Source organism: Paenibacillus taichungensis, assembly GCF_003287275.1.
GTDB classification, from domain to species: domain Bacteria; phylum Bacillota; class Bacilli; order Paenibacillales; family Paenibacillaceae; genus Paenibacillus; species Paenibacillus taichungensis_A.
In genome coordinates this window covers 470,508-493,061 of record NZ_QEVW01000006.1, presented here as the reverse complement: position 1 = coordinate 493,061, position 22,554 = coordinate 470,508, and the positions used below count along the sequence as shown (strand labels likewise).

General features: G+C 50.1%; 16 protein-coding genes. 11 read left to right on the top strand and 5 right to left on the bottom strand.

Going from position 1 to position 22,554, the window contains the following annotated elements; genetic code table 11:
• Window positions 1-31: 31 nt before the first annotated feature.
• From DC345_RS11360 to DC345_RS11345, 4 genes are read left to right on the top strand one after another with little or no spacing between them, the layout of a single operon-like run.
• Entirely contained in the window at window positions 32-1,081 is a 1,050-nt protein-coding gene (locus tag DC345_RS11360) for an isochorismatase family protein (protein ID WP_113053177.1), read from the top strand.
• Window positions 1,078-8,316 (top strand): amino acid adenylation domain-containing protein, encoded by a 7,239-nt coding sequence (locus DC345_RS11355; protein ID WP_258530620.1) that lies wholly within the window; start codon window positions 1,078-1,080, stop codon window positions 8,314-8,316. The genes DC345_RS11360 and DC345_RS11355 overlap by 4 nt, the downstream gene beginning before the upstream one ends.
• A gap of 12 nt (window positions 8,317-8,328) precedes the next feature.
• Window positions 8,329-8,565, top strand: coding sequence for an MbtH family protein (locus DC345_RS11350; RefSeq protein ID WP_072733826.1), 237 nt, complete (start codon window positions 8,329-8,331; stop codon window positions 8,563-8,565).
• Window positions 8,562-10,028: an MDR family MFS transporter gene (locus DC345_RS11345; RefSeq protein WP_113053176.1), complete on the top strand. Its 1,467-nt coding sequence runs from the start codon at window positions 8,562-8,564 to the stop codon at window positions 10,026-10,028. The genes DC345_RS11350 and DC345_RS11345 overlap by 4 nt, the downstream gene beginning before the upstream one ends.
• Window positions 10,029-10,115: 87 nt before the next feature.
• On the opposite strand, the gene DC345_RS11340 is transcribed toward DC345_RS11345, so the two are convergent.
• Window positions 10,116-10,805 carry a 4'-phosphopantetheinyl transferase family protein gene (locus DC345_RS11340; protein ID WP_181586563.1) on the bottom strand — a complete coding sequence of 230 codons (690 nt, stop codon included), beginning with the start codon at window positions 10,803-10,805 and terminating at the stop codon, window positions 10,116-10,118.
• Window positions 10,806-10,889: 84 nt separating this feature from the next.
• A complete protein-coding gene (locus DC345_RS11335) occupies window positions 10,890-11,762 on the bottom strand; it encodes an arylamine N-acetyltransferase family protein (protein WP_113053174.1) in 873 nt (290 codons plus the stop codon).
• A 238-nt stretch (window positions 11,763-12,000) separates the two neighbouring features.
• Between DC345_RS11335 and greA the strand changes: the two genes are divergently transcribed.
• The 3 genes from greA to rlmN all read left to right on the top strand — a co-directional run bounded on the left by greA (window position 12,001) and on the right by rlmN (window position 15,515).
• Window positions 12,001-12,477: a transcription elongation factor GreA gene (greA, locus tag DC345_RS11330; RefSeq protein ID WP_113053173.1), complete on the top strand. Its 477-nt coding sequence runs from the start codon at window positions 12,001-12,003 to the stop codon at window positions 12,475-12,477.
• A gap of 412 nt (window positions 12,478-12,889) precedes the next feature.
• Window positions 12,890-14,245, top strand: a complete 1,356-nt coding sequence (locus DC345_RS11325; protein ID WP_113053172.1) for a sodium-dependent transporter — start codon at window positions 12,890-12,892, stop codon at window positions 14,243-14,245.
• A 175-nt stretch (window positions 14,246-14,420) separates the two neighbouring features.
• Window positions 14,421-15,515, top strand: coding sequence for a dual-specificity RNA methyltransferase RlmN (gene rlmN, locus DC345_RS11320; protein ID WP_113053171.1), 1,095 nt, complete (start codon window positions 14,421-14,423; stop codon window positions 15,513-15,515).
• A 440-nt stretch (window positions 15,516-15,955) separates the two neighbouring features.
• On the opposite strand, the gene DC345_RS11315 is transcribed toward rlmN, so the two are convergent.
• On the bottom strand, window positions 15,956-16,396 hold the full coding sequence (locus tag DC345_RS11315; RefSeq protein WP_113053170.1) for a GNAT family N-acetyltransferase: 441 nt from the start codon (window positions 16,394-16,396) through the stop codon (window positions 15,956-15,958).
• A 207-nt stretch (window positions 16,397-16,603) separates the two neighbouring features.
• Here DC345_RS11315 and DC345_RS11310 point away from each other — a divergent pair, with 207 nt between their 5' ends.
• On the top strand, window positions 16,604-17,044 hold the full coding sequence (locus DC345_RS11310) for a MarR family winged helix-turn-helix transcriptional regulator (protein WP_258530637.1): 441 nt from the start codon (window positions 16,604-16,606) through the stop codon (window positions 17,042-17,044).
• A gap of 145 nt (window positions 17,045-17,189) precedes the next feature.
• Window positions 17,190-17,918 carry a class I SAM-dependent methyltransferase gene (locus tag DC345_RS11305; RefSeq protein ID WP_113053169.1) on the top strand — a complete coding sequence of 243 codons (729 nt, stop codon included), beginning with the start codon at window positions 17,190-17,192 and terminating at the stop codon, window positions 17,916-17,918.
• Between the two features lie 115 nt (window positions 17,919-18,033).
• Here DC345_RS11305 and DC345_RS11300 read toward each other — a convergent pair whose 3' ends face one another.
• Window positions 18,034-18,813, bottom strand: coding sequence for an ABC transporter ATP-binding protein (locus DC345_RS11300; RefSeq protein ID WP_113053168.1), 780 nt, complete (start codon window positions 18,811-18,813; stop codon window positions 18,034-18,036).
• Window positions 18,814-18,898: 85 nt separating this feature from the next.
• On the bottom strand, window positions 18,899-20,125 hold the full coding sequence (locus tag DC345_RS11295; protein WP_113053167.1) for an MFS transporter: 1,227 nt from the start codon (window positions 20,123-20,125) through the stop codon (window positions 18,899-18,901).
• Window positions 20,126-20,243: 118 nt separating this feature from the next.
• Here DC345_RS11295 and DC345_RS11290 point away from each other — a divergent pair, with 118 nt between their 5' ends.
• Both DC345_RS11290 and DC345_RS11285 read left to right on the top strand, forming a co-directional pair.
• Window positions 20,244-21,137: a helix-turn-helix domain-containing protein gene (locus DC345_RS11290; RefSeq protein ID WP_181586562.1), complete on the top strand. Its 894-nt coding sequence runs from the start codon at window positions 20,244-20,246 to the stop codon at window positions 21,135-21,137.
• Between the two features lie 476 nt (window positions 21,138-21,613).
• Entirely contained in the window at window positions 21,614-22,531 is a 918-nt protein-coding gene (locus DC345_RS11285) for an ABC transporter permease (protein WP_063565906.1), read from the top strand.
• The last annotated feature ends 23 nt before the right edge of the window (window positions 22,532-22,554 follow it).

Sequence of the window (22,554 nt, the reverse complement as noted above, 5' to 3'; positions counted from 1 at the left end):
GTGATAAATAAAGCTGAAAAGAGGGATATTCATGGCACTTCCAAAGATTCAACCCTATGCAATGCCTGTAGAATCGGAGCTTCCTGTCAACAAGGTAACGTGGACACCGGATGCGAAGCGCTCGGTACTCCTGATTCATGATATGCAGCAATATTTTATGAACGCCTTTACGGCAGGACAATCCCCTGTTGTGGAGCTGATCGATCATATTTCACAGCTTCGTTCGAAGTGTCATGAGCTTGGCATTCCAGTGGTTTACTCCGCTCAACCGGGCGGACAGACTCCGGAGCAGCGCGGGTTACAGCTGGACTTTTGGGGTGCAGGAATTGATGGAGGACCTGTACAAAAAGAAATTATTGATGCACTCGCACCTGCTCCGCAGGATACATTCATGACCAAATGGCGATACAGTGCCTTCCAGAAGACAGAACTGTTTGAACTAATGCAGCGGGATGGCCGCGATCAACTGATCGTCTGCGGCATTTATGCTCATATCGGATGCCTGATGACCTCCTGCGAAGCCTTTATGCGAGACATTCAGGCATTCCTGGTGGCGGATGCAGTAGCTGATTTTTCGGCAGAAAAACATCGCATGGCCCTGACGTATGCCTCCGAACGTTGCGCGGTGACACTGACAACCGGACGTTTGCTGGAGACTCTCCATCATTCTGCCACAGATGGATTCGGAGGAGCAGTTCAGGCGGAGGCGGGAGAGCAAGGGGATCAATCCAGTCGGGCATCAGCTCAAGTGGCTGTATCGGAAGCTGGGCAGCAAACGGCATCTGCGGTGGAGAAGCTCCAGAATGGACATCGTGTTGTTGATCAAGTGATGTTGGAAGCATTAAGAAATCAGGTCGGAGAGATGCTTCAGGAGCAGCCTGCCAACATAGGAGAGCACGATGATCTCATTCAGATCTGGGGCCTGGATTCCATTCGCATTATGAGTCTGGCTGAGCGCTTTCGAGTGGAAGGAGCGGGGGTAACGTTCGTGGATCTGGCGGAGCTGCCTACACTGGCTGCATGGGCGGCATTGCTGGATAAGGCCAGAAACAAAGTGCTCCCGAACGGAGACTACTTTTGAGCGGGGCCGTACATACGTCGCACAGTCGGAACACGGCTTGGCCTCTGTCCTCTGCACAGTCCGGCATCTGGTTCGCTCAGCAGTTGAATCCGGACAATCCCATGTACAACACCGCCGAGTATGTGGTCATCCAGGGTAGCGTAGACGCCAAACGATTCGAAGAAAGTGTGCGGCAGACCGTTGCGGAAGCAGAGTCGCTGAATATGGTTTATGGCGAAAATGAACAAGGTCCTTGGCAGTCTTTGAACAGCAACCCGGATCATTGGACATTTCATGTCATCGACGTGAGGGAGGAAGCCGAGCCCCACACAGCAGCAATGGCCTGGATGAAAAAGGATCTGACCCATCCCGTCAATCTGGCGACAGGTCCACTCTTCACGGAGGCATTGTTCCAGGTGAGCCCTGATTGTTATTACTGGTACCAGCGCATTCATCATATCGCGATTGATGGGTACGGCGTTTCGCTGATTACCCGCAGAGTTGCGAGTCTGTACTCCGCAAGTGTAAGAGGAGAAGCTGTAGCTCGAGCGCAGCAAGGGGCGTCGTTTGGCTCATGGACGGCTGTACTTCAGGAAGACGAGGCTTATCTTGGCTCCGTGGACAAAGAACAGGATCGCCAGTTTTGGATGGATCGATATGCAGACGAACCGGATGTTGTCAGTCTGGGAGAACGGGCTCCGCGAACCTCCACCTACTTCCTGAGACAGAGCGGTCTGCTTACACAGCCACAGCGCGAGCAAATGCAGGCGGCAGCGGCAAGGTTCGGTGTGACCTGGCCAGATTTGTTTGTAGCGGCAACAGCCATTTACGTACACCGAATGACAGGGGCGACCGATGTTGTGCTGGCCCTGCCCGTGATGTGCCGATTGGGATCAACATCCCTGCGGGTTCCGGGTATGGTCATGAATGTACTTCCGCTGCGTCTCAACGTAGAGTCACATCTGACCGTGTCAGAGCTGCTGAAACAAGTTGTGCAGGAGATTCGGGCGGTACGCAAGCATCAACGCTATCGCCACCAGGATCTGCGGCGTGATCTGAAGCTGCTTGGAGAGAATCGTCGCCTGTTCGGACCCATGATTAATGTCATGCCATTCCATCATGAATTGAACTTTGCGGGGCAGCGCGGCATGATTCACAACCTATCCACGGGCCCGGTAGACGATCTGTCCATTCATGTGGTGGACCAAGGACATGGTCATGGGCTGAGTATTGATTTTGATGCGAATCCGTCTATCTACAATGATTCCGAACTGCTGAACCATCAGCTTCGATATATGCAGCTTCTGAACCTGGTGATGCAGGAAGGCATGGAGATGGAAATGGTGGGACGACTGGAATTGCTGCTCCCTGCCGAACGCGAGCAAGTATTGGTGACATGGAATGGAAAAGGAGAGGTGACGGGCGAAAGCAATTCGGCAGCACGGCTTGAACAGCAGGTACGCCGCACGCCTTCTGCAACGGCGCTAACATTCGAAGGGGAATCCCTGACGTATGCGGAGCTGAATGAACGGGCAAATCAGCTGGCTCATGAATTGATACAACGATATCAGGCAGGACCGGAACAGATGATAGCCATCGCTCTGCCTCGTTCACTGGAAGTGGTTATCGCCATTGTAGCTGTCCACAAAACGGGGGCCGCCTATCTGCCGCTTGACCCTGACTATCCCAAGGAACGTCTGATCTACATGTTGGAGGATGCAAAGCCTGCTTGCGTGGTGACGGTGATGGACCATGTTTTCAGTCTACCGACAACATCCAGTGTACCGATGATGGTCATGGATGAACCGAATACTGCTACGGCAGTGAGTCGTCAGTCTGGAAGTAATCCAGAAGGTGATGATCTGACAAGTACAGCTTCTCTACTCAATCCTTCGTATATTATCTACACTTCAGGTTCTACAGGTAAGCCCAAGGGCGTAGCCGTAACCCATCTGGGGCTGGCGAATCTGCTTGAGGATATGAAGACGAGACTACAGGTTGGTCCACAGGACCACTGGCTGTCGGTGACCACGATTGCTTTTGACATATCCGTACTGGAAGTATTTCTGCCGCTTACGACGGGTGCCCGTCTGGATATTGCACACAAAGAGACGATTCTTGATCCGGTAGCTCTGGCTGGGAAGATGAGAGAGCTGGGAACCACCATCATGCAGGCTACGCCTACGTTATGGCAGTCTTTGGTGACAAGTCGGCCAGGGCATTTCAATGGGCTAACCGTGATTACCGGAGGAGAGGCGCTGACGGAGGAACTGAAGCTTTCTTTGCAGGAACTGGGGTGCCACGTCAATAACCAGTACGGCCCGACCGAGACGACCATATATTCCACGGCTGCATCAATGGAGACAGGAGCGAAAGGGAAACCATCCATTGGCGGGGCAGTCCGCAACACGCAGCTATATGTGCTGGATCAAAGCTTAAAGCCAGTACCTTCGGGTGTAGTAGGGGAGCTGTATATCGCAGGTGAAGGGCTTGCGCGCGGGTATTTGGGTAGGCCTGATCTGACCGCAGAACGCTTTGTAGCCAATCCTTTCGGTCAGCCAGGCAGTCGGATGTACCGTACAGGAGATTTGGCGAAATGGCTGCCAGAGGGTTCTATCGATTATTTGGGTCGAGCCGACCATCAGATCAAAATTAGAGGTTTTCGGATAGAACTGGGCGAGATTGAATCCGTAATCTCCAGGTATCCTGGCGTAGCTCAGGTCACGGTAATGGCTCGCGAAGACCAACCGGGAAACCAGCGACTGGCTGCGTATGTAGTGGCTGAGTCTGAACCCGAGAATCGTATGGATCTGGCAGAACTAAGAGCTTACGTGGCGGATGCATTGCCGGATTACATGGTGCCTTCTGCATTCACGCTACTGCCCGAGATGCCGCTGACACCGAATAAAAAGATTGATCGCAAACGGCTTCCTGTACCTACTTTGCAGTCCAATGCCACTGGGCGGGAGGCGCGCACACCACAGGAGGAAATTCTGTGCAGTCTGTTTGCCGAGATTCTTGGTGTTGGTCGTGTGGGCATTGACGATGATTTCTTTGAACTGGGTGGGCACTCCCTGCTGGCTGGACGAATTACAGCACGTATCCGTGATGTATTCGGTGCAGATCTGACCATTGGCAGTGTGTTTGAAGCTCCAACCGCCGCAGGCCTGGCCAAACGATTGGATCAGGCAAAATCGGTGAGACCTGTTATTCAGCCTGTTCCACGTCAGGGGGAGCTTCCGCTCTCCTTTGCCCAGCGAAGATTGTGGTTTATGTATTGTCTGGAAGGCGCCAATCCGACGTATAACATTCCGCTGGTTGCCCGGTTGGCCGGGAGGCTGGATACGGATGCTCTGGAGAACGCCCTGCAGGATATTGTAGACCGTCATGAGACATTACGAACGTTGTATCCGCCTGAAATGGGTTCTGCGAGCCAGCATATTCTGAATGCTGCTGACGTCAAAGTGAAATTGAATATAACCGCTGCTGCGGAGCGGGAGCTTCCCGAGCTTCTGACAGAAGCGTCACGCTACAGCTTCCAGCTATCCACGGAACCAGGCATCCGTGCCGAGTTGTTCAGAACTGGCCCGGATGAGCATGTGCTGCTGTTGCTGCTGCATCATATTGCAGGGGATGGATGGTCATTGTCACCGCTCATCCGCGATCTGTCGGAGGCTTATGCGTCACGCTTGCGGAGTGTTTCACCTACCTGGGAGCCGCTGCGCATTCAATATGCCGACTATGCGGTGTGGCAGGAGAGATTTCTAGGGGATGAGAAACAGCAGGACAGTCTGATTGCAAGACAGATGGAATTCTGGAGTAACCAGCTGGCCAATTTACCAGAGCAGGTTACATTCCCTACAGATTACGCCCGTCCAGTCGTGTCCAGTTATCGCGGTGGGTCGGTGCCTTTTACGATCAGTCAACGTTTGCATGAGCAATTGATGGTCATCGCACGTGAGAATAAAGTCAGCCTATTCATGGTGCTGCACTCGGCACTGTCCTTGCTGCTTACCCGAATGGGAGCAGGAACGGATATCGCGATAGGAACACCGATTGCCGGACGGAGCGATGATGCGTTGGATGAAGTCGTCGGAATGTTCATTAACACTCTTGTACTGCGTACCGACATTTCAGGTGATCCAACATTCCGCGAACTGCTGGCCCGTGTGCGGGAAGTCGACCTGGCTGCATATGAACATCAGGATCTACCCTTTGAACGGTTGGTTGAAGTGTTAAATCCGCCTCGATCCCGTTCCAAACATCCGCTCTTCCAAGTGATGCTTGTGCTGCAAAATACACCGGATATTCGTCTTGAACTGCCGGGTATTGCGGCGGAAACCCGCATGCATGGTGTGGGATCATCCAAATTTGATCTAACCCTTGAGCTGACAGAGCAGCGTCAGCATAACGGATCTCCAGGCGGAATTGAAGGTGTGCTGGAATATAGTTCGGATCTCTTCCGGGAATCTACTGCAGGTGAACTTGTGATTCGATTGATGCAGGTGCTTGAAGATGCCGTGCAGCAGTTGGATGAACGAATCAGCAGATTTCATGTCGTGACCCCGACAGAGCAGGCACAGCTTGAAAAAGAATGGTCCTTTACGCTGAGTGAGGATGCACAACTGACCATAGCCGAGCGCTTTGAAATACAAGCAGCGGCTCATCCGGGTGCGACTGCCATGACCTGTGGGGATATTACCTTGAATTACAGGGAGCTGAATGCAAGAGCCAATCAGCTTGCCAGATTACTAATCGCTCAAGGCGTGGGACCCGAGCATATGGTAGCGCTGGCCTTACCTCGCTCCGTTGAAATGGTTGTGGGCATTCTCGCTGTGTTAAAAGCAGGAGCCGCTTATCTGCCGCTCGACCCCAATTATCCGGCAGATCGGTTGACACATATGCTGACAGATGCAGCACCGAAAGTCATGGTAACGAGTACAGAGGTATTCACCTTGCTTCCACAGGTATCGGAAATTCAGTGTATTAATATGGACGATTCGCATACTTTGCAGCAATTGGGGATGCTGGATGATCGAAACCCTGCGGATCGTGAACGCAATGGGCGTGTAACACCACTGAGTCCGGCTTACATGATCTATACCTCAGGTTCGACAGGCAAGCCCAAAGGGGTCGTGATTCCGCATGCCAATGTCATCCGTTTATTGGATGCCACGCAGCACTGGTTCCACTTTGACGCGAGTGATGTGTGGACCTTGTTCCACTCTTATGCATTTGACTTCTCCGTCTGGGAAATCTGGGGGCCGCTGCTGCATGGAGGGCGATTAGTCGTTGTTCCTCATGAAATCAGCCGTTCACCTGGAGCGTTCCTGCAATTGCTCGCTGAGCAAAAGGTGACCGTATTGAACCAGACGCCATCTGCGTTCTACCAACTTATGCAGGCTGACCGGGAAAATCCGGCCTGGGGACAGCAGCTTGCACTCCGTTATGTCATTTTTGGAGGCGAGGCGCTGGAGCTTGGGCGATTGGATGACTGGTATGAACGTCATGCTGATGATGCGCCAAAACTCATCAATATGTATGGCATCACCGAGACGACGGTTCACGTCAGCTACAAGGAACTGCATGCAGGTAGTTCTACGGAAGGTGCGAGCAGCTGGATTGGATGCGCCATACCGGATCTTCGGGTATACGTGCTGGATGATCAACTGGAGCCTGTACCGACAGGAGTAACCGGAGAAATGTATGTAGCCGGGGCAGGTCTGGCCCGTGGTTATTGGAATCGACCTGATCTTACAGCTGAGCGATTCGTTGCTGATCCATACGGTCCGCCAGGGACTCGTATGTACCGGACAGGAGATTTGGCGAAGCGTCTGCATGATGGCTCGCTTGATTATTTGGGCCGAGCGGATCAGCAGGTGAAAATACGGGGATTCCGCATTGAGCTTGGCGAGATTGAGGCGGTGCTGGCGAGGCATTCAAGCGTCGCACAGGCTGCTGTAATTGTCCGTGAAGACCAACCGGGGGATAAACGTCTTGTAGCTTATATCGTTCCGGCTTCGGATACAGGGACAGTACCGGAATCGACTGCTTTGCGTCGTCATGCGTCTGCCAGCCTTCCGGATTATATGGTTCCATCTGCGGTTGTAACGCTGGAGAGCCTGCCACTTACACCGAATGGCAAGCTGGATCGCAAGGCACTGCCGGCACCGGACATGCAATTAACGACAGGTGGCAGAGCGCCTCGCAACCCGCAAGAGGAGATCCTCTGTGATTTGTTTGCCGAAGTATTGGGCATGCGGAGTGTGAGTATCGACGACAGTTTCTTCGAGCTGGGTGGCCATTCGCTGCTGGCTGTTCGCTTGATGAGTCGTATCCGTGAAGCGATGGGACGGGAACCGGGCATCGGTATTTTGTTCGAAACAGCTACCGTAGCGGGACTGGCGGAGCGACTGGAGATGGATTCGGATTCCGGAAAAAGCTCGCTTCAAGTTCTATTGCCGCTCAGAACGCATGGAGAGCATCTGCCTATATTCTGTGTCCATCCCGCAGGAGGACTTAGCTGGTGCTATGCCGGGCTGATGAAACATCTGGGCATGGAGTATCCACTCTATGGGTTACAGGCCAGAGGAATTGCTGAGTACGAGGAACTTCCGTCTACACTGGAAGATATGACAGCAGACTACATCCGCCATATCCGCTCGGTACAGCCTGAGGGACCTTACCGTCTGCTGGGCTGGTCTCTTGGAGGCAACGTTGCGCAGGCTATGGCGGTACAACTGCAATTGGAAGGGGAAGAAGTGGAGTTTCTCGCCATGCTGGATGCGTATCCGAGCCACTATCTGCCGATTCGCGGAGAACCGGATGAGGAAGAAGCCTTAACGGCACTGCTTGCACTGGGTGGTTATGATCCGGATAGCATTGGAGATGGGCCGCTGGATATGGCAACGGCTATGCGCATATTGCGCAGTGAGGGCAGTGCGCTGGCAAGTTTGGACGAAGAGACGATCATGAAACTGCGGAAGACCTATGAAAATTCCGTACGGATCTTGGGAGCCTACACGCCATCCCGATTCGAGGGGGATCTGATCTTCTTCCGTTCCACCATTATTCCTGACTGGTTCGACCCGATTGAACCGGAAATGTGGAATGAATACATCGGGGGCCAATTGGAACGTCATGATATCGCTTGCCGTCACAAGGACCTCTGTCAGCCTGGGCCTCTGGAGGAAATCTGCCGAACACTGGCCGCCAAGCTGGAGGAGCTGAACAAGCGCGAAATTCAACATAAATAGGAGGATAAGGCGATGAGCAACCCATTTGAATATGAAGACAGCAACTATCTGGTGTTAATCAATGAGGAGGGGCAATACTCCCTCTGGCCGGCTTCCCTTGAAGTGCCTGCAGGTTGGACCGTGATGCTTGGCAAGGCCAAGCGCCGGGTATGTCTCGATTACATCGCTGAGCAATGGACCGATCTGAAACCGTTAAGTCTCTGTGATGAAATCGGTATGCCCGGAGCTGTTCATGAGGCTAGCAGATGAAATTCGATCTGAATCCCAAGGTCATTGTCAGCATCGTCTACGTGTTGGCGATGTTTATGGTGGCCATGGATGGAACGGTCTTGAACGTAGCATTACGGACCATTAGTGAGGAGCTGGGGATTCCCCCGGCTGCTTCGGGTACCTTGAATGTGGGTTATCTGGTGAGTTTGGCTGTATTCCTGCCTGTCGCTGGGTGGCTTGGTGATCGCTGGGGAACGAAACGAGTTTTCTTATCGGCACTGGCACTATTTACGGTATCTTCTGCACTGTGTGCGACGGCTGATCAATTAAGTACGCTGACGTTCTTTCGCATTTTGCAGGGTGCAGGGGGTGGTCTGCTTACGCCAGTAGGGATGGCGATGCTGTTTCGAACCTTTCCTCCCCAGGAACGGGCCAAGGTATCCCGAATGCTCGTACTGCCGATCGCGCTGGCCCCGGCCCTGGGGCCGATTGTGAGCGGATTAATTGTGGACCAGCTCTCCTGGCGATGGATCTTCTATGTGAATCTGCCCGTCGGCATTCCAGCGGTAATCTTCGGAATGATTTATCTGAAGGAGCACAAAGAACAGGGAGCCGGTCGACTGGATGTACCGGGGTGGTTATTATCTGCCCCAGGACTCGCCCTGACGATGTACGCTCTTAGTCAGGGTCCGCTGCGAGGGTGGACTTCCCCTCTTATTATTGGAGCCGGCCTTACAGGGATCATCCTGCTCACGTTGCTCGTGTTTGCCGAACTGCGCGCGAAGCAGCCTTTGCTTGATCTGCGTTTGCTGAGAGACCGTTTATTCCGCTATTCGGGTCTGGTATCCGTATGCGGAGCAGCGGGTCTGCTGGGCATGTTGTATGTATTTCCGTTGATGTATCAAAACGTGCTAAACGCCTCTGCGCTGGAGACAGGGCTAACCACATTTCCGGAAGCTTTGGGACTTATGATCGCTTCGCAGCTTGTGCCCTGGACATATCCGCGGCTGGGTCCGCGTAAGCTGATATCCATGGGTCTGATCTGCACGGCTATCATTTTCATAACGCTTAGTCAGATCACAGTGGATACAAATCCGTGGTTCATTCGTTCCTTATTGTTTGGCGTAGGGATTTTCCTGGGACAGACGGTAGGCGCAGTGCAGATTGCCTCGTTTGCCCAAATCCCGCCTCCTTCCATGGGACGAGCCTCCACCTGGTTCACGGTGCAAAATCGGCTGGGTTCCGCGATCGGAATGGCGTTATTGTCTGCTGTTCTGGCTGGCGTGGGTACAACGACGGTTACTGCGGCTGGAGCGATGGAGCCCAATATGCTGGCTTACCGGTTGGCTTTGCTGGGGGCTGCTACGTTTTTGTTGATTGGTCTATGCTTTGCCCTGAAAATCAGTGATGTTGACGCGGCTGCAACGATACGGAAAAACAGCGGTCAGGGTCTCTTTCGGAGGCAAAAGAAATCTCCATCATTGACACAGGAATCACAATAGTCCCAAGTTTTGAAAAAATCCCTGGCGGGCTCGCCAGGGATTTTAAGCATGATTGTTATTGGAAGAGAGGGGTTTGTAACCCCTCCTTCATAATAATGCCTGATACAACTCTTCGATTGTGATGACATCCGGCTGGGCAGGTAAATCTTCTCCTGCGGAACATGCGGCTAACATATGCCCGTGATCCAGTCGCAGGCTGAGGAATGCATAAGCGGCTGCTTCTGGGGAGTGCCAGTTACCAGGAGCATTACGAATCATGGAGAATGAATCAAGAGGCATGGACAGGCCCATGCCTACGGCCTTGATGTAGCTTTCCTTCAGCGTCCATAAACGGTAGAAGGTCTCCAGCTGCATCTCGGCAGGCTCCTCAGCCAGAAATCCGCTCTCTGTGAGAGAGAAGAAACGCTCTGCAATCTTCATATCGATGGGCGCTATTTTTTCCACATCCACACCCAGATCAGCGTCACCGCCAGAGATTAATGCAATCCAATCGCCAGAGTGCGAGACATTAAATTGAACACCAGCATGGTGACTGAGATTGAGGGAAGGTTTGCCGTATTGGTTACGTGTATAGGAAAGATCTCCCGGCTTTAGGCCAGTCAACTTGCTTAGCGTCACACGGGTCAACACTTCGCCCAGAACAGAGCGATAGGCGTCCGCCTGATGTACAAAACGTGCAGCTTGTCCTCGTCTTTCCTCAGATACTCGCGACAGAAAAAGATTCCAGTATGACTCCGGCAGTTGTGCCGGAACTTGAAGAACTTGAATAGTTATCATCATTTATCACCTGACCGATGTATTCGGCATGGATTGCATACTTTCCTTTATAATCATCGGTTTATTGGGTCTGCCCGTGCCGCTTCATACCTGCTGTGTTCTTTTCCATTCTTCATGTGCAGCTTGTACCCGTTCCCACATTTCTTTACGTTCAAGTTCTGTGTAATTCAACAACGGTTCATAGAACTTCTCAGCCAATACGTCTTTCCACTCAGTGTAGGTTTGAATCTCCATTTTGCGAATACCATCGCGGTCATGCGTCCGGAGCATACATCCACGTAGTTCGCTGCTTTGGAGAGCATGCCTTTGACGGAGCAAAAATGCGTTATGCCAAGGCGAATCGGCTGACTGGCTGTAGAATTCATGCTTGGGAATGAACTCTTTCAGGCTGGTAAGCTCTTCGGGAGCGAAGTCGACACCCTCACTTGGCCCGTTCGGCTCATATTCAAGTCTCCATCCGCCAGGAGCAACGGATGAAGGCATTAATGTATACGTAAACGGGGCCGATCCGTAGGTTCCATAACGAAGGGGAAGCGGTTCAAAGGGCATGCCGCCCAGACCGACGTCCACAATCCAACGTTCCACATTCGGGTCTGCATCTGGCAAAGAGACAGACAGACCGAGATGGAACGAGTTCACACGTGGCTGCTCTCCGTATGGCTGAACTCCGGCACGATGCCAATGCACCGTAAATCCCAGAGAGCGAAGCAGAACGCTGAAAGCGCCATTTAGATGAAAACAGTAACCACTGCGGCCCTGCAATATAAGCTGGATCGATTCTTGAAGATCAATGCCCGCAGGCTGACCTGCAAAAATATCGACCGTTTGCCAGGATAGATAATGCACATGTGCCTGCTGGATTTCAGATAGGAATGCCAGTGTGGGTTCTTTGATATTATGAATGCCTATCCGTTTCAGATAGGCCTGTATTTCAGATGGATTCAATGTAACATTCATCCAGATCACCTCGAGTCATGTAGTGGACTTGTTATAAACTGCTGCCCTGAATTCATTCTAAAAGTGAAAGGATGAAATGAATATACTAGTTTACTTTAATTGTACCGGTACAGTCTAAGGAGGCATATACACATCTTTCCATGAATGGGAGCCTTATTTCTTTTTCTTGGTATGTTAACCGTTTGGAGTGGATATAGGTTAGAATATAGATAGAAAGCAGGATTAGGAGATGGAAAAAATGGCTAATGATGAAGTGATTTTGACACAGGAAGGCTTGGAAAAGCTGGAGGACGAACTGAGGGAATTAAAGACGGTGAAGCGTAAGGAACTGGCAGCGCGTCTGAAACTCGCGATCAGTTACGGTGACCTGAAGGAAAATAGTGAGTATCATTCAGCCAAAGATGATCAGGCTTTTATGGAAACACGCATTTTGATTCTGGAGAAAATGCTGACCAAAGCAAGAGTCATCACTTCGGACAATATCGACTCAAACAAAGTAAGCATTGGCTCAACCATTCTGCTTAATGATATTGAATTCGCCGAGAAGATTGAATACATGCTGGTTGGTCCAGCCGAGGCGGATGTTGCTGATAACAAAATATCGTATGAAAGCCCGCTTGGCAAAGAACTGATGGGCAAAGAAGTAGGCAGTGTCATTCATGTCAATGCGCCAATGGGCGTTATCAAATATGAATTGCTTGAAATTAAAATTTAATCGAAATAGAGGTGTTTCGGTAACCATGTAAATGGTTGCTGGAGCGCCTCTTTTTTTATTCTTGCAGAATCATATTCAGCTACGTTTCTTCCGTCCATTCAGAAATTCAAGGGTCAGGGCATTTAAAAATCCAGAGCAGAATCCACGATATGGATCACAGCCATCTGCGGAATTACCGAACGACAGGGCAGGGTTGGCATGCTTCTTTTTATCACATACTGTATATTAGGAGTTCAGTAGACTACACGTCCCCTGGTGTTTTCTATGTTAAACGAAGAAGGAAAGGCCAACCTATTTAATAAACACATACTTGTAAGTAAATAACATTTCGACAAATTTCGATTTTCGAATGACCTGACAGGTGGAGTAGTATATAATTACGGGAAAACTTTAAAGTGATGGAGTAGATACGATGAATTTTAGTAAGCCTAATCTGGATCAAGACGGACCCAACAAAGGTGAACGCTTCTCGCAGGCCGGATTTATCCTGGCTGCCATTGGTAGTTCAGTGGGTCTGGGCAACATGTGGAAGTTTCCTTATATTACGGGAGAGAACGGGGGAGCCGCGTTTTTCCTGCTCTTTATCGTTTGTCTCCTGTTGATCGGTCTACCCGTATTGCTGGCTGAACTTGCGATTGGTCGCAGCGGCAGAGGAAGCGCGGCTACGGCCTTTATTAAAGCGGGTGGGCAAAAAGGGTGGCTTGCGGCTGGTCTGCTGCAAGTATTGACGCCGTTTATCATTCTTTCCTTTTATGTCATCATTGCAGGCTGGACGCTGCAATATGCAGTGACGTCATTCAGCGGCACGCTGTATAACAATCCTGACTATGCTGGGCAGTTCGGTGATTTTGTAGGCGGCTATATGCCGATTGTATGGCAGTTGATTTCAGTCCTGATCACAGGCTGGATCGTAGCCAAAGGAGTATCGAATGGGATTGAGAAGTTTAACAAGGTACTGATTCCAGCGATGCTGGTTCTGCTCATTATCCTGATGGTTCGTGCAGTGACTTTGCCAGGAGCTGGTGCAGGAGTTTCCTTCTTCCTGAATCCGGACTTCTCGCAGCTTACGACCGAATCTGCGCTGGTTGCGCTTGGACATGCGTTCTTCTCCCTATCGCTGGGTATGGGTATTCTTGTGACATACGGTTCGTATGTTGATAAAAATCAATCACTTGGTGCAGCAACCGTTGCTGTCGGTGCGGGTGACCTGATTTATGCGTTCATTGCAGGTCTGATCATTTTCCCAACGACCTTCTCCTTCGGGATTGCACCGGATCAGGGTCCATCGCTGATCTTTGTGGCTCTACCGGCAGCCTTCTCAGCCATGCCGCTGGGCTTCGTGTTTGGCGGATTGTTCTTCGTGCTTCTGGCGATTGCGGCGTTAACATCGGCGGTATCCTTGCTGGAAGTTCCGGTGAAATATTTCATGGAGAGACTATCCTGGAGCCGGAGTCGCTCGGTATGGACCATCTCACTTGCCGTCTTCATCGTTGGGCTTCCTTCGGTATTATCGCTCGGATTGTTCCCTGAATGGACGATTGGCTCGAAGAGTGTGTTCGACTGGATGGATTTTGTAGCATCCAACATTTTGCTTCCGATTGGTGGATTGCTGGTTACTATTTTTGCCGGATACTTCTGGAAAAAGGCTGCCGAAGCATCCGGCCTGCGTGCAGGCTGGTTCCGGGTATGGCTGTTCATGCTGCGCTACGTAGCGCCAATCCTGGTGCTTCTGGTTCTGCTGCACACCTCAGGTATTATTCACTTCTAAACGATTGGAATTGAAGTGGAGAAGTAATTTACTGTGCAGATTTGCCATTGATAAAACCTCTTGGAAGAAATGCAAAAGCCCTTGTGTTCCCTCGTCAATTTTGGGACAATACAGAGTAGAGGTTTTTTCGATAAACCGATGAGCCATATGCTTTTTGCGAAAAGAGGACAATAACATGATTAAATCATCCATATATGGATTAACATTAGAGCAACTACGTGACTGGCTGCCGGAGCACGGACAGAAGAAATCCCGTGCTTCCCGCATCTGGGAATGGTTATATCAGGAGCGTGTGCATGATTTTACAGATATGACAGACGTGCGTCAGGAATGTCTGGATGTCATTTCCGAGCATTTCACCATGAACTCGCTGAGTGAACATGTGAAGCAGGAATCCGCTGACGGCACGGTGAAATTTTTGCTGCGTATGCAGGACGGAAATCTGATTGAAACAGTTTTAATGCGCCAAAAATACGGTCTCACTGTATGTGTAACCACTCAAGTGGGATGTAACATTGGTTGCAGTTTCTGCGCGAGCGGGCTGATCAAGAAGAGCCGTGATCTGTCCGGTGGTGAGATTGTAGAACAGATTATGCATGTACAACAGTATCTTGATGCGGCTGGTCAAGGTGAGCGGGTAACTAACGTGGTCGTGATGGGAATTGGTGAGCCGTTTGACAATTTCCAGAACATGACTGACTTTATTGAAGTGATCAAGCATCGTAAAGGTCTGGCACTTGCCGCCAAACGGATTACCGTATCCACGAGCGGACTGCCTGACAAGATCAAGGAATTTGCAGATAGCAGTTTGCAGGTGAACCTGGCGATTTCATTGCACGCACCAAATAACGAGCTGCGTACGCAAATCATGAAGATCAACCGGGCGTTCCCGATTGAACAATTGATGGACGCGGTGGATTATTACCTGGCTACGACGAACAAGCGTATTATGTTTGAATATATTTTGCTTCGGGACGTCAACGATCAGCGGGAACATGCGGCAGAACTGGCTGAACTGTTGTCCAGCCGCAAGAGTATGGTCAGTATCAATCTGATTCCTTACAATCCGGTGGATGAGCACAGTCAGTATCAGCGGAGTACGGAAGAGTCCATTCTGGGCTTCTATGATACATTGAAAAAGAACAACATTAACGCAACTGTACGCATGGAACATGGTACCGATATTGATGCGGCCTGCGGACAATTGCGCAGTAAACAGATGAAAAATAACGCCGCCGAATCTCAGCCAGGCCGTCTGGCTTTGGGATAAGGGCCCAAGAGCAGAAGTCAGGTTAACGCCTGGCTTCTGTTAGGCGAAACTCGCGCCGCCCATCCACGTATGGGGTGGCGCGGTTTTTTTGGTTTTGCCCAGGTGTTTGAACAGGTTGAAGTAGAGGTTAGCTCCTGTTAGCAGAACAAATTAACTAACCCCCCCATGTGGCGCTACATCTAACGAACACAACACACCTTATTGTGGCAAAATGCACGAATTAGAAATTCTAACGAATGTCAGCCGCGTTATTGCAGTAAAAGGCGCATAAGAAAGTGCATTTTAGGCTGTTAAAGAGAAAATAAGGTGTGTACGGTTCGTTACATTTTCAAAGCGGTTGAATCTCCCTGAATAGCGCTTGCTGGGTCCTTAGAACTCAAAAGAGCATCCTCAAGTCGTGTTCCTGACTTTGGAGGGTGCTCTCTTTGCTCTTCTCAAATTCAATTCAATTTCTTGGTCATCAGCAGATGAGGAATACCATCTTCCATGAATACGTCCGAGGCCGCCGTGTATCCGAGACGTTCGTAGAACCCTGAGGCTTGTACCTGTGCGTGCAGCTTGGCCTTCTCAAGTCCTTGAGCGAGAGCCATCTGCTCCAGTTTATCGATCAGCACACGACCAAGTCCATGTTTCCGATAATCGATCATGACACAGATCCGTTCCAATTTGGCAACATTTTCGACCACACGTAGTCTGGATGAAGCAGCTGGAACACCTTCTACGTAGAGCAGAATATGTTTTGCTTCCGTCTCCAGTGCATCATAGGCATCAAATTCATCCTCAGCCGGCACCCCTTGCTCCTCAACAAAAATAGCGGTACGAATGGCGAAGCAGGCGTCGAGTAATTCCTGGTTATTAGCTTCAACAATAGTTGTATTCATGAATGTTTCTCCTTTGGTCAATAGTAATTCTATTCTGGCATGGTAAACTGGTAGATAGCATAAACGTATCCCTGTTCCATGTGTTATCATGGTTAAGATTTAAACTCGTTTAATTTAGTTATATCATCAATTATGTTGCGAATGCAACAATTTTATGGAGGGGTGAATCCATTGACTGAAAAAAAAGAAGTGTTGCGTGAAATCGGCATGATTGCCCGCTGTCTGGATTCAATCAGCAACGTTGAATTTCAACATTTAAACTTGTCTCGTGGACAGTATTTGTATCTTTATCGCATATGTGAGAATCCTGGTATTATCCCCAACCAGCTCGCTGAATTAATCAAAGTTGACCGTACCACTGCGGCTAGAGCCATTAGCAAACTGGAAGCGGATGGGTTTGTCGTCAAACAGTCGGCAATGGGTAATAAAAAGAATAAGCTGTTATATCCGACGGATGCTGGTCTGGAGGCTTGGGATTTTATTCGCAGGGAGGGTGTTCATTCGGACCAGGTAACGCTGGAGGGCTTAACGGAGAAAGAGATCGATATTGCGGTTAAGCTTCTGCGCCGGATGCGTAACAACATTGAAGTGGATTGGAAATTCGTAAAAAAAGGTGGCCGCCGGCCTTATATGGATCAATCTGAATGAAACTTACTTCTAATGCGTAGGGCTGTTTGCTGGATTATTTCGGGTGACAGCCTTTTTGCTGTAGAAACCTATGCCGATTTTCTGTATAATCTTGCAGGCTGAATATTAGAGCTGAGCTTATTTACAGTAACGGAGGGGTTGCGCAATGAGCGAACGGGGATCGGATTTTTACGACGATGGGGCTAATTTCGAAAAGTATATGGAACGCCGGCAATGGCAGGAGAATGCCAATGATACGTTGGAGAAGCCAGTAATGCTGGAGCTACTCGGAGACGTTGAGGGCAAGAGCATATTAGATCTCGGCTGTGGGGATGCGAGGTTCGGAGCAGAACTGTTGGGTCCTGAACATCGTGGTGGCAGTTACACAGGAATTGAAGGCTCAGTGAATATGATTCAGGCTGCCCATGAATCGATAAAGGGTCAGAACGCCCAGATCGAGCAAGCGTATATGGAAGATTGGAGCTATCCTGCGGATATTTATGATCTGGTCATTTCCAGACTGGCGATTCATTATATTGAGGATGTGGACAGCCTGTTCCGCAAGGTATACCGCACGTTAAAAGAGAATGGCACATTCGTATTTTCGTTAGAACATCCTGTGATCACGTCGACGTTGCAGCCTTCGGGGGTCCGAACAAACTGGGTCGTCGATCGGTATTTTGTGGAGGGATTTCGGGAGCAGCAATGGCTTGGAGGTACGGTGAAAAAAATGCATCGCTCCATAGAATCCTACTATATGGCATTACAGCAAGCAGGATTTCAAGTTCAGCATCTAAGGGAATCGGCGCCTCAGCGTCAGTATTTTGTAAACGAGGAGACGTACCTGCGCAGACAGCGCATTCCGTTGTTTTTATTCCTCTCTGCCCGGAAATAATACACAGAAAACTGTGGATAATTCATCATATAGCCAAACAGCCCAAAAACCTGTCCACATGTGGATAAGATTTTGGGCTACTTTGACTATTCCGACTGTGAATAGATATAGAGAATTATTTATCCGATGCTCTGACATAGACACGTTCTCCATGCCGATCCACATCCACTGGTGATTCAAAAAAGTTACTCAGTACATCTCTGTTCATCAACTCACTGGTCAATCCGCTATTCACGATCTCGCCCCGCCGGAGCAGCAGGCTGTGACTGAACACAGGCAATATTTCCTCCGTATGATGAGTCACGTAGATGAGCGAAGGTGTATCCGGTTTCTGCGTCAGCTCACTGATACTTTCCAGCAGCCGCTCTCTGGAGAACAGATCAAGTCCATTGCAGGGTTCGTCCAGAATGAGTACACGTGGGTTGGCCATCAGGGCCCGGGCAATGAGCAGCTTCTGCTTCTCCCCCTGAGAGCAGGTACGGTATTCGCGATCCCACAGATGCTGACAGCCGAGCGTATGCATCAATTCCCGTGCCTGATCCAGATCCTCGTCTGACAGTTTATCGTACAGTCCGATCGTGGCGTGTTTACCGCTGATCACGACATACTGGGTGCGGTCGGTGCCATACAATTTCTCCTGAAGGGAGGAGCTGACCCATCCAAGCGACTTCCGCAGCTCACGCAAATCCACATCCCCGTAACGGTGTCCGAGCACGGATATCGTACCTTCTGTGGGCCAGAGATATCCGGTGATCATGTTCAAGAGTGTGGTTTTACCGGAACCATTCAGGCCGAGCAATGCCCAATGTTCGCCTTCGTTTACACGCCAGCTGACATCGTTCAACAGGGTGATCGGTCCCCTTTTCCAAGTAACATGCTGTACATCAATGATCATGGGTTATTCCTTCCTTCTGTTTAGCCTCTGTCTTCATTATTCTGACCTTATTGTAGTCACAAAACGACGGACGTTTCAATGCATATTAGGCGTTTCTTGGGCGATCCCGGCGCAGGAATACGGCACATACCCCGAGCAGCGGCAAAAAAGAACATAGCTTGATGACGAATGAAATGCTGGTCACATCAATCAATGAACCGAGCACAACCGAGCCGAGTCCCGCCATGCCGAATGACAGGCCGAAGAACAATCCCGATACTGTCCCAATATGACGCGGCAGCAATTCCTGTGCGTAGACAATGATGACACTGAAACCGGACATCAGAATCAAACCGATGATGCCGCACAGTACCATGGATAGAGCAGGTCCCGCATAAGGCAGCAGCAGTGAAAATGGTGCAGTACCCGCGATGGAGAACCAGATCATCGGTTTGCGTCCATAACGGTCAGCCAGTGGGCCGCCGAGCAAGGTTCCAACCATGCCCGCAAATTGCAGAACGAACAGGCAGATCTGGGCCTGCGAGAGAGGCAGATTATACGCATCCGCGTAATAAAAGGCATAGTATCCGGTCATACCGGCAATATACACGAATTTGGAAAACAGCAGCAGGATGAGGATTCCCATTGTAAAAGCGATAAACCCCCGACTTAAAGGCTGGGCAGCAGGCTGCGCAATGCCATTTGCCTGTACAGACTGTTGCTGACGGCTGCGATTATCCGCCAATTTGTCTCTATACCAACGGCTAACGGAAGACTGGATAATGATCCCGATTAGGGCAAAAGCCATGAGCCACAGAAAACTAAGCTGTCCATGCGGGAGCAGGATAAAGGCAACCAGCAATGGGGCGAGAGCCTGACCTGTGTTGCCACCTACCTGGAAGATGGACTGTGCCATTCCACGTCCTCGACCTGCCGCCAGATGGGCGACGCGTGAGGATTCAGGATGCAGGATGGACGAGCCTATACCGATCAATGCTGCGGAGACAAGCAGCATCCATAACTCGGAAGACAAGGCAAAGCCGAGAACACCGATCAGGGAGAATAACATGCCACCAGGCAGTAGGATCGGCATGGGCTTGCGATCAGACATATAACCGACCAACGGCTGAAGGACCGATGCGGTAATATTTAATGTGAAGGCAATCCAGCCCATCTGGGCGAAACTGAGCTGCATGGTCTGCTGGAACAGCGGAAAAGCAGACGGAACAACAGTCTGCATCGCATCATTCAGCAAATGGGCGAAGCTGACTCCGGCAAGCGCCCAATTGGCGGAGTGATTGATTTGCATTTTGCTTACAGCGGCTTGTGCCACGGGAGATCACCTCGAATTATTTTTTTACCATGATAAAAGATACGGATAGATATTGTCTTTGTGAAAAGTGCTTGGAAAGTGAGCACGATTTGCTATAATGTCAGCAGGTGAGGAAACGATGGAATTAAACATGATGCTGAATGGATTGGAATTGTGGAAGGCTTCTGGGGGATTCGCCAATGAACCCCATGTGCATGATGACTGGTATCAGGTTACGTTGCCTGTAAGAGGACAATGCCATCTGGTGCAGGAACAGCAGACTTATCCACTGCAAGCAGGACTGGGAATTATTGCGCATCCCCGGATGGAGCACTTTTTCGAGATTGGTTCGGATTCGGCGGTTATTGTGATCAAGTTTCGTAATCCGCCTGTTGGCGGCTTGGCGGATTCAGGAAGGCAAGGGGTGCAGACCGAATTTCGGACCACACAAACCTTTGATCCTGCTGAAATTAGCAGACTATTTCGAGGCTGGAACGCCATTTTGCTGGACGATGCGCCTGAACCATTGCAGATACAGGAAACGGAGCTTGCAGTAGAGACATATCTTGGACGGATGCTGGCTGGTCCACCGATTGGAAGTAACCTTACGCTGGAAACGGCAGGAACAGGTGTAGCTGGGAGCGTGGGGGCCGGTCTGGTTTGCGGGCAGCTTTCGAATCTGCTTCAGCGAACAGGCAGCAACGGCGGTGCGTTCATCGACCCCCATCTGCGGCGCGTGTTGGAGTATATACACAGTGACTATACAAGTCCAATGGACATTGAATCGATGGCGGCGGTTGCGCACCAGAGCAGATATCACTTTATGCGTTCTTTCAAGGCACTGACAGGTTCAACGCCGTATCAGTACGTGCTGAATTTGCGTGTGGAGGAAGCGACCCGACGACTGCGCCATACAACAGATTCAGTGACCACCATCAGCTTTGGGCTGGGATTCTCCAATGTCAGTCAGTTCTACAGGGCGTTTCAGCGCGTGACGGGTGTAACACCGATGGAGTATCGAAACCAGATGTAGAATTCGAAGAGATTGAAGCTCCAGGTACACGTTTCAAAAATAGAACAATCCTGCGCTGCGCCAGAACGCTGGCGTAGGCAGGACAAGAACCGGGCAGAACGAAAGGGATACGTTCATTGCCCTTTTTTCGCGCCTTTTTTGCCCGCTAACATGTCTCCCAGATCGGTAAAAGCATATAGGTCTCTTTGCAAGCAAACACTGATTTTTGTTGTTGCCAAACCAGATGGTCTTTGCTAAGATGGGAAAAATAGTTTGTGTAAGCGTATACATTTAGGGAGAAATTACAACGTTGTAATTATGGTTCTGTGTTTAAATCCACATATTCAATCGTTTATTAACTGTCGTAATATCCCTTTTTTTAAAGGTATTTTATGGTTTTTTTATATAAGGGGATGATCTGAATTAAGAATGATGGGGCATGTTTTTGTTTAATAATTCAAACGTTGTAATTTTAATGTGAAGGGGAGTGCTATGAATTGAAAAATCGCATGTCCACGCTGTTCAGCCTGATCAAACGGGATAAATATTTGCTGCTGATGTTCTCACCCATTTTTCTGTATTACGTCATCTTCATGTATGTTCCCATGCCGGGCATGCTGCTGGCCTTCCGCAATTTCATGCCTGGGCAGGGAATGTTCAGCGGGGAATGGGTGGGGCTGAGGTGGTTTGATCAGTTCGTGAATTCCATCTACTTCTGGAGGCTGCTGCGCAATACGTTTTTGCTCGCATTCCTGCCGCTCCTGTTTGGCTTCTCCATCCCCATTCTGTTCGCCGTCTGTATTGTAGAGATCAAGAATCAGACTTTCAAGCGTTTCGCCCAGACCGTCACCTACCTTCCGCATTTCATCTCGACCGTCGTTGTCGCTGGCATGATTATTAACTTCTTATCACCCACGGACGGGATCGTGAACACCCTGATTGCCAAGCTCGGCATGGAGAAAGTGAACTTCATGATGGACGCCGGATGGTTCCGAACGATATTCACCAGCTCCGATATCTGGCAGAGCTTTGGCTTCAGCTCCATTATCTACATTGCAGCCATTATGGGCATTGACCCCGAAATGTACGATTCCGGCAAAATTGACGGCGTCAACAAATTCCAGGAGCTATGGCACCTGACGCTTCCCAGCATCAAACCAACGATTGTCATCCTGCTGCTCCTGTCGCTTGGCGGCATTATGAGTGTAGGCTTCGAGAAAGTATATCTGCTCTATAATGGCGCTACCTATGAGACTGCAGACGTGTTATCCACCTACGTGTACCGGATGGGGATTGAAGGGCAGAACTACGGATTTGCCACAGCCGTCGGCCTGTTCAACTCTATTATTACCTTTGTGCTTGTGTTCGCGGCTAATACGATGACCCGACGTCTGACCAAGATGTCACTCTGGTAAGACCACATCCCGACCCAAAGGAG